This window comes from Streptomyces sp. NPDC006265 (genome assembly GCF_040613555.1).
Lineage (GTDB): Bacteria > Actinomycetota > Actinomycetes > Streptomycetales > Streptomycetaceae > Streptomyces.
The window spans coordinates 1-8080 of the sequence record NZ_JBEXSH010000388.1 but is presented as its reverse complement, the minus strand read 5'-3'; the positions used below and the strand labels follow the sequence as shown (position 1 = coordinate 8080).

Here is an 8080-nt window from a genome sequence, read left to right as displayed (position 1 = left end):
GTTCTCGGGTCCGACGTCGCACGCCGGGGCCGTGCGGCGGGGCGGGGAGCCCTGGCCCGCCCGGAGCGCCCGGGCGAGCAGGTGCGCGCGTCCGGCGGCGATGGGTCCGAGGACCCCGAGGCCGCGGCCATGACCATGAGCGCGACGGGCTCGGGCGGTGCTGCCAGCCTCATACGGGCCCCGGGCCCGCCCCCATCGGTGCCCGCACCCACATCCGGGTGGGGAACGACACCCGTCCTCGGCGAGGTGCGGCCCGTCACACCTGCCGGTGATCGATGCCCAGCAGGCTCGCGGCGGCCCGGAAGTCGGCCGCGCGGTGGCCGACCGCGAGGGACCAGTGGTGGCCGACGCCCGTGGCGCTCCAGGCGTCCACCCATTCGCCGGGGTCGCGGCCGAAGTCGACCCGGCTGGTGGTATTGCCGATCTCCAGCAGCGGTCCCGGTACGACGGCGCCCTCGGAGGTGACGAAGGACAGACTGCCGTCGGCGTCCTGGCCGAGGCCGAGCAGGGTGACGGGCCCGTGCCGGACGTCGAGCTCGACGCTCACGCCCCAGCCGCGTTTGCCGTGGTAGACGCCGAGGCCGCGCAGCAGCGGGTCGCGGGCGCCGAGCGCGAGGTGGGCGGGGCCGTCGTGGCCCATCTCCACGACGCCGTCCTCGAAGTCGAGGGCCTGGATCTCGGTGAAGGAGCCTCCGGCACCGACGCTCTGGGAGGCCAACTGGGCTACAGAGGTGCGTAGTTCGTACTCACCCGCCGCGGGCACGCCCCGCGCGGTCAGCAGGGAGGCGCCGAGGATCATGCCGGCGGCGAGCCGCTCGTGCAGTTCGCCGTCGAGGCCGCGGTGGTAGTAGGCGAGGCTGTCGAGCTCGAAGTCCGCGACCATCCGGTCCAGGGCGACGGACACGGTCGCGCCCCAGGCGAAGTCCTCCTCCACCACGCTGTCGTCGAGGGTGAACACCTGGCGGGCGAGCGCCATCCGCTCCCGGGTCTCCGCCTGCGTCACCTGCTCCACGCGGTGCCTCAGGTCGTCGAACTCCAGGACCTCCACATGTGAGCCGAACGTCGTGGCGAGCAGGGTCGGATCGGTCTGCACGTCGAGCATGCCGGGGTAGACGTGCCCCATGAGGCCGTGCCGGGCATGCCGGAGCGCGGCCCGGATGTGGGCGGCCCGGATCCACTGCTCGATGCGCCGCCAGGCGGACTCCTGGTGCAGCCAGCCCGACACCGACCGGAAGGGGATGCCTGCACGGCGGAAGACGTTGCCCACCTCGGGGACGGAGCACTGTGCGCAGTAAGCCAGCCAGTCCCCCGTGCCGAAGGTCACGTGGTCCATCCTCTCGGACGGCTGGAGGTCGATGACCAGCACCGGGGTGTGCGCGCGCTGTGCGATCGGCAGCACCATCGAGGAGGTGAGGTACGTCGTGAGGAACAGCACGATCAGGTCACAGTCGGCCCTGCGCAACTCCTCGGCGGCGCGGGCGCCTTCCCGGGCGTCGGAGACGAACCCGGCGTCGGTCACCTCCGCGTCCATCTGCCGGAACCGGCCCGCGACATACGCAGCCGATTCCTTCAGCCGCGGGAGGAGGCCGGGGAACTGCGGCCAGTACGTGCCTAGTCCGCCGGCGACCAGACCGATCCGGGTGCGGCGCCGGGTGGCCGGCGGGAGCAGATCGTGCAGGGCCTCGGCCCGTACGGCCGTGCGGTCCGCGGTCGTTGCCATGGTCAGTGCTCCTTGTCGGACGTGCCGGCGGGCAAGGTGCTGCGGACGCGCAGATCCGTTCCGTACCGCTCGGCGTTCGCGGAGCGCGGGACCAGGACGCGGATGATGAACACGCCCGCGAACGCCGAGGCCGTCATGCAGGCGGTGATCGTCCAGAGGAGGACGGACGGGCTGTGGTCGGCCAGGGCCGGGGTGAAGAACGCCGCGACCGCGAAGACGCCCCTGGACAGGGCGTAGGTCAGGCCCTGGGTGGTGCCGCGGGTGTCCGCGGGCAGCGTGAGCTGCGACCACACCTTGTAGTTGGCCTCTCCGGCGAAGGGGTTGGAGAGCTGGTAGAGCACGAAGAAGACGAGCATGCCGACGAGCGCGCCCGCAGTCAGGGACGCGATGACGAAGGCCAGGATCTGCACCACGGCGGCCACGTGGAACAGCCGGTCGCGCCAGGGGCTGTCGGCGACGCGCACGAAGGCGACGGTGAGCAGCACACCGATCGGGATGAAGGCCAGGTTGATCCCGGTGGCGAGGCTCTGCGAGGCGTCGCTGACGGTGACGAGCAGGTAGGTGCCGAACTGGCCGAAGGTGTTGGCCCCAAGGCCCCAGGTCACGTAGAAGACGAAGGTCGCGGCCATCGGCACCAGGGCGGCGCGGGTCCACACGTTCTTCAGGGAGATGCTCTCCGGAGCGGCCTCGGTGTCCGGCTCCGACGGCGCGTCGGGCAGTTTCAGCCGGGACCTCAGGGCCCAGGTGACCAGTGCGGCGACGGCGAGCTGCCCGGTGATCAGCCGGGCCCCGGTCATGCCCGTGGTGGACAGGACGAAGCCGAGGAAGATGGCGACCGTGATGCCCAGCATCCACATGACCTGCGTGAAGGCCACCAGTCTCCCCCGGGCCCAGGCGGGCGCGGCGTCCGACACCACGGCCAGTGACGTCGGCAGGTCGGCGCCGGCCGCGAGCCCCGCGACGAGTACACCGGCCAGCAGGGTGATGTCGTCCGGCGCGAGCGTGATGACGAGGGCGCCGATCGCGAAGCAGAAGATGTCCCAGTTGTAGACGCGGCGGCGGCCGAAGAGGTCGGCGAACCGTCCGCCGACGAGGGATCCGACGGCGATGCAGCCGGTGACGATCGCGCTGATCGCCCCGGCCATCCACACGCCCATGCCGTAACTGTCACGGTAGATGGCCAGGTTGACGGAGATGCTCACGATCAACCCGGCGTCGAGGTAGGAGGCCATGCCCGACAGGGCGGCGGCCTTCCAGAGCGGTGGGGGGATGGGGCGGGTACCGGCCATGATGCGACTCCGTCGTCTGGTGACATCGCGGTTCCGGGGGCCTGGTCGCAGCGAATATAGGGCGAGAAAAACGTTGCAACAAGATGTCGCGCGCGTAGGGGCGACATGACGCCGAAATCGCCCCGCCCGTACGGGCCTATGGCGTGGCCGCCCCAGCTCGCCTACGGTGAAGGTGGCCTGAAAACGTTTCAGGGAAGGATCGTGGTCCGTGATCTCCCCCGAGCTCCGGCGACTGTTCGACGATCCGCCCCGCGACTTCGGCCCCACTCCCCTGTGGTGGTGGTCGGGGGCGAAGGTGACCCGCGAACGACTCGCCTGGCAGTTGCGGGCGTTCGCGGAGGGCGGGGTCCACAACCTGGTGGTCATCAATCTGGCCCCGGCCGGCCCGACGTTCGGGGCCCGGGCCGACGATCCGGTGTGGTTCGGCGAGGAGTGGTGGGCGCGCTTCACCGACGCCTGCGAGATCGCCGCCGGACTGGGCACGCGGCTGTGGTTCTACGACCAGATCGGGTTCTCCGGAGCCAATGTGCAGGGCGGTGTGACGCGGCGTCATCCCGAGGCCGCCGGACTCGCGCTGCGCTGCCGTGACGTGCGCGTCTCCCGGGGCGTGGTCGCCCTTGCGGATGCCGAGACGCCGCTGGCCGCGTACTCCCGGCAGGGCCGGCGGCTCGGCCTGGACGCGGGCGGGCACCTGGCGACCCCCGACGGCGCCGAGGTACGGCTCGTCACCGCCGTCCCCACCGCGTTCGACTACCTGGATCCGCACGCCGTGGGCCTGTTGATGGACACGGTCCACCACGAGTACGACCGCCGCGTGCCGGAGTACCTCGGCAGCGTCATAGCGGGCAGCTTCCAGGACGAACTGCCCGGCACCAACGCCTGGAGCCACCGTTTCGCCGACGAGTTCCGGGCCCGGCGCGGCTACGACCTGCTCGACCACCTGCCGGCCCTGTTCGGCACGGACTGCGGGGTGCCTGAGGGGAAGATCCGCGCCGACTACTACGCGGTCCGCGCGCAGCTGACCGAGGAGGCCCTGTTCCGGCCGCTCGCCGCCTGGCACCGCGAGCGCCGTCTGCTGCTGGGCAGCGACCAGAGCCATCCCGCCCGCGCGGGCTACCCGGCCCAGTCCACGCAGATCTACACCGACTACTTCCGCACCCACCGCTGGTACGGCGCCGCGGGCAGCGACCACCACGGCGACGCCAAGGTGCACTCCTCCATGGCGCACCTCTACGGCCACGAGCGCGTGTGGATCGAGGCGTTCCACTCCTCCGGTTGGGGCGGCACGCTGGAGGACACCTACGACTGGCTGCTGCCGTTCCTGCGCAGCGGCGCCAACCTCTACAACCCGCACGCCAGTTACTTCGGCACCGCGGGCGGCTGGTTCGAGTGGGCGCCGCCGTCCACCGACTGGCGCCAGCCCTACTGGAAGCAGTATCCGGCGTTCTCCCGGACCGTGGCCCGGATCTGCTCGATCATGTCGTGGGGCGGGTACGCGGCCGAAGTGGCGGTGCTGCACCCCACCACCACCATGCAGGCCCTCATCCCGCTGGACGCACCCGTCCGGCACTTCGGCGACGGGCGGCTCGGCGAGGAACACGCCGACGCCGACGAGACCCAGCGCCACTATCTGGACCTGTGCGGCTCGAACAACTGGCTGGGGCCGCATGCAGGTGCCCTGGACCGGCACGGGATCTCCTTCGACGTCGTCGACGACGACTCGGTCCAGCGTGCCGAGGTCGCCGACCGGGCTCTGCGGGTCGGGGGCCTGGCGTACCGGGCGGTCCTGCTGCCCTCGGCGAGCGTGCTGGAGGAGAGGACGGCACGGCGACTGTCCGAACTGCTCGACGCGGGAGGGCGGGTGGTGGCCGTGGGCCGCCCGCCCGGGACGGCCGCGGGCCGCGCCGGTGACGATGCGGTCGTGGCATCCCTGCTGGCGCACCCCCGGCTGGAGCGGGCACGCGGTCCCGAGGCCGGCGCCGAGGCGGTGGCCGACGCGGCCGGGCACGCGACGGGCGACGTACCGCTGCTCGTCCGGCGGCAGGGGAACGAGGCGGTGGCCCTGGTCACGGCGGCCTTCCCCGAGATCGGCGCGCATCCACTGCGCCCGCCCGGAACCTCGCCCGAGCCCGATCCCGACCGCACCTCGTCCGTCACCGTCCGGGCGTGCGTCGCGGAGGCCGAGGTATGGAACCCGGCGACCGGCTCCCGCGGCCCCGCCCGTGCCACGGTCTCCGACGACGGTGCCCTGTCGACCATCGAGGTACCACTGGAGGGCGCCCCCGCGGCCCTGCTCGTCTGGCGGGAGGGCCGTCCGGCACCAGCTCCCTCCGCGAGGGGGACGGCGGTCCGGACGGTCGACCTCTCGGCGGGCTGGAACGGCCGGCTGGTGCCCACGATGGACAACGCCTGGGGCGATCTGGCGCTTCCCCCGGGAGCCTCCGTTCAGGAGCCGCAGATCTGGACCATGGAGTGGACCGAGGGCGCGGCGTGGGAGCGGATCCGGGTCACCTACGGCAACCGGGTCCGGGTCCTGCCCCCGGTGTCGCCCGACCGGGCTCCCGAACCGCTGGACGCCGCGGACGCGGAGCGAGTCCTGGCCGGTGAACTCCCCCTCGTACCGCCGGACTCGGACTGGGAGACCGGGGTGTACTCGTCGAGCCGTGGCCTCCCGGACCAGGGAGGACTGCTGGGCACCAAGGGGCTGGTGGGCGAGGAGTTCGTACGGGTTCCCGTGCCGGTCGGGGGAACGGCCGCCCGGATCCGGGCCATCGTGGAGAGCGGCCGCCGGGGGCCCGCCGAGCTGCACGTCGGCGCGGAGGCGGTCAAGCGGGTGTGGTGGAACGGGGAGCCGCTGGGTCCGTACGACGGCGGCTATCTGGCCTCCGCCCCGGTCGCCGTGGACCGGGACCGCAATGTGCTGGAGTACGAGCTGTCGGACGCCCAGGACCGGCCCTCGACGATCTCGGCAGCCGCCGGTACACCGCTCGGCAGCTTCTTCTGCCTCTCCGAGCCGGGCGGGCTCGGCTCCCGGCCACGGTTCATGCGTCCGCCCGACGGGGTCCGGCCCGACGGCCGGGTCGCCTATCGCGCGCGATTCCGGGTCCCGGCCGGGGAGGCGCGGGCGGTGCTGGTCGTGGGTGCCGCCTCGGCGGTGACCGTGCTGCTCGACGGGGAGGTGGTGGCGCGGCAGGAGGAGGTGGAGTACTACGCGGCGGACTGGGGCGCCGTTCCGATGTTCTTCCGCCATGAGCCGGAACTCGGGGCGGGCGAGCGCACACTGGAGGTCGTGGCCGACACCGCCGATGGCCGGGACGCCGTGTTCGTCGACCTGGTGGCGTCTTCGGGGTCCGAGGTGACGTCCCTGGTCAGTGGCGCCGGCTGGGAGGCCCGGACGGGCGCGTGGCGGGGCCGGACCGTCGAGGACACCTGCAGGCGCGGCGAGTTGCAGCACTGTCACGCCGCCGTGCGGCCGCACCCGCTGCCGGACACCGCGTGGCTCAACGGGCGCCCGCTGCTCGGCGGTGCCGTACGGCCGTCGTGGTCCACCGACGGCGTCCGGGCGTCGCCGCAGCGCTTCCGGTTCACCGTGCCGCCGGGAACGGTGTCGCTGGACCTGCCGTTGGCGCTGCCCGCGCGGGTGCGGGTCGGGCAGGGAGCAGAACTGCCCCTGGCCGACGACCGGTTGACGCTCCGTGAGCCGCTTCCGGCACCGGCCCGGGTCGAGGTGGTCACCGAGCCCACGGCGATACTGCGGGGTGGCTCCGCCTGGCACGGGCCGGTTCGGGCGCGGACCGTGCCGGCGCCGCTGGCACTGGGTGACTGGCGCGAGCAGGGGCTGGGCGGCTGGAGCGGAGGCGTGACGTACGCGCGGGCGGTGGAGGTGCCGCCCGGGCCCGATCCCGTGCTGGATCTCGGGCGAGTGCGGGGCAGTGTGGAGGTGTCGGTCGACGGGGAGTTCGCCGGTGAGGCCTTCTGCGCACCGTACCGCTTCCCGCTGCGCGCTGCCGCGGGGCGAACCGTCCGGCTGGAGGTGACGGTCCGGGGCACGCTGGCGCCGTACCTCGCGCAGGCCACGCCGACCGTATGGGCCTTCCCCTGCCAGCTGCCGTCGGGGCTGTGGGGGCCGGTGACGCTGCGGATCCCGTACGGGGATCAGTCGCCGTAGGGCGGCCGGGTGGAGTCGCGCAGGACGAGGCCGGGGGCGAAGACGCGGGTCTCGTGGAGGTGGTCGGCACGGGCCTCGATCTCGTCGAGCAGCATCTCCACGGCCGCCCGGCCGAGCTCCTCGACCGGCTGTCGGACCGTCGTCAGGGTCGTCGCCCCGAAGGTCGCGACGTCGAGGTCGCCGTAGCCGACGACCTGGACGTCCTCGGGGATGCGCACGCCCCGTTCGGTCAGGCCCCGGCACAGGCCGGCGGCGAGGAAGTCGTTGGTGCAGAACACCCCGTCGGGCAGGTCCTTCAGCCCGCGGGCGATCTCCGTGCCGTACGCGACGGTCATCCGCTCGGCGACGACCTGGTCGAGCTGCGCCCCGCGGCGACTGCGCACGGCCTGCCGGGCACCCTGGTAGCGGTCGGCGCACTGGCGTATGCCGCGCTCGCCGTTGACGACCAGGATGTCGCGGGCCCCGCTGTCGAGGAGGTGCTGTACGGCGATGCGGCCGCCGGCGATGTCGTCCACGGAGGCCGAGCAGCCCTCCCGGTCGGGCATCGCGCGGTCGGCCAGGACGAGCGGGATGCCCCGCTCCCGCAGCCGGGCCAGCCGGCTCGGGTCGGCGCTGAGCGGTACGACGACGACTCCGACGGCCCGCTGCCCGACGAGCATGCTGAAGTAGCCCTGCTCCCGCTCGGGGGCGTCGCCGCTGTGGCAGAGGACGAGGGCGTAGCCGTGGTCGTAGGCCGCGTCGGCGGCGCCCCGCGCGATGCGCGCATAGAAGGAGTTGGTGATGTCGGGCAGCACCAGCCCGATCGCGGAGGAGTGGCCCGTACGCAGGCCCGCGGCGCCCGGGTGGGGGACGTAGTCGAGCGCGGCGACGGCGACGCGGACGCGCTCGGCGGTCCGGGCGTTG

The 8080-nt window shown here is 73.1% G+C and carries 4 protein-coding genes; 1 reads left to right on the top strand and 3 read right to left on the bottom strand.

All coding sequences use genetic code 11. The features are described from left to right. Positions 1–256: 256 nt before the first annotated feature. Both ABZ281_RS27565 and ABZ281_RS27560 read right to left on the bottom strand, forming a co-directional pair. Entirely contained in the window at positions 257–1720 is a 1464-nt protein-coding gene (locus ABZ281_RS27565) for an L-fucose/L-arabinose isomerase family protein (RefSeq protein WP_356659697.1), read from the bottom strand. A gap of 2 nt (positions 1721–1722) precedes the next feature. Continuing rightward, complete coding sequence (locus ABZ281_RS27560; protein ID WP_356659695.1) at positions 1723–3009, bottom strand: MFS transporter; 1287 nt, start codon at positions 3007–3009, stop codon at positions 1723–1725. Between the two features lie 208 nt (positions 3010–3217). Between ABZ281_RS27560 and ABZ281_RS27555 the strand changes: the two genes are divergently transcribed. Then, a complete protein-coding gene (locus tag ABZ281_RS27555) occupies positions 3218–7177 on the top strand; it encodes a glycosyl hydrolase (protein WP_356659693.1) in 3960 nt (1319 codons plus the stop codon). On the opposite strand, the gene ABZ281_RS27550 is transcribed toward ABZ281_RS27555, so the two are convergent. Beyond that, positions 7165–8080, bottom strand: a 916-nt coding sequence (locus ABZ281_RS27550; protein WP_356659691.1) for a substrate-binding domain-containing protein, incomplete at its 5' end; no start/stop codon positions are given. The two genes, ABZ281_RS27555 and ABZ281_RS27550, sit on opposite strands and share 13 nt — an antisense overlap.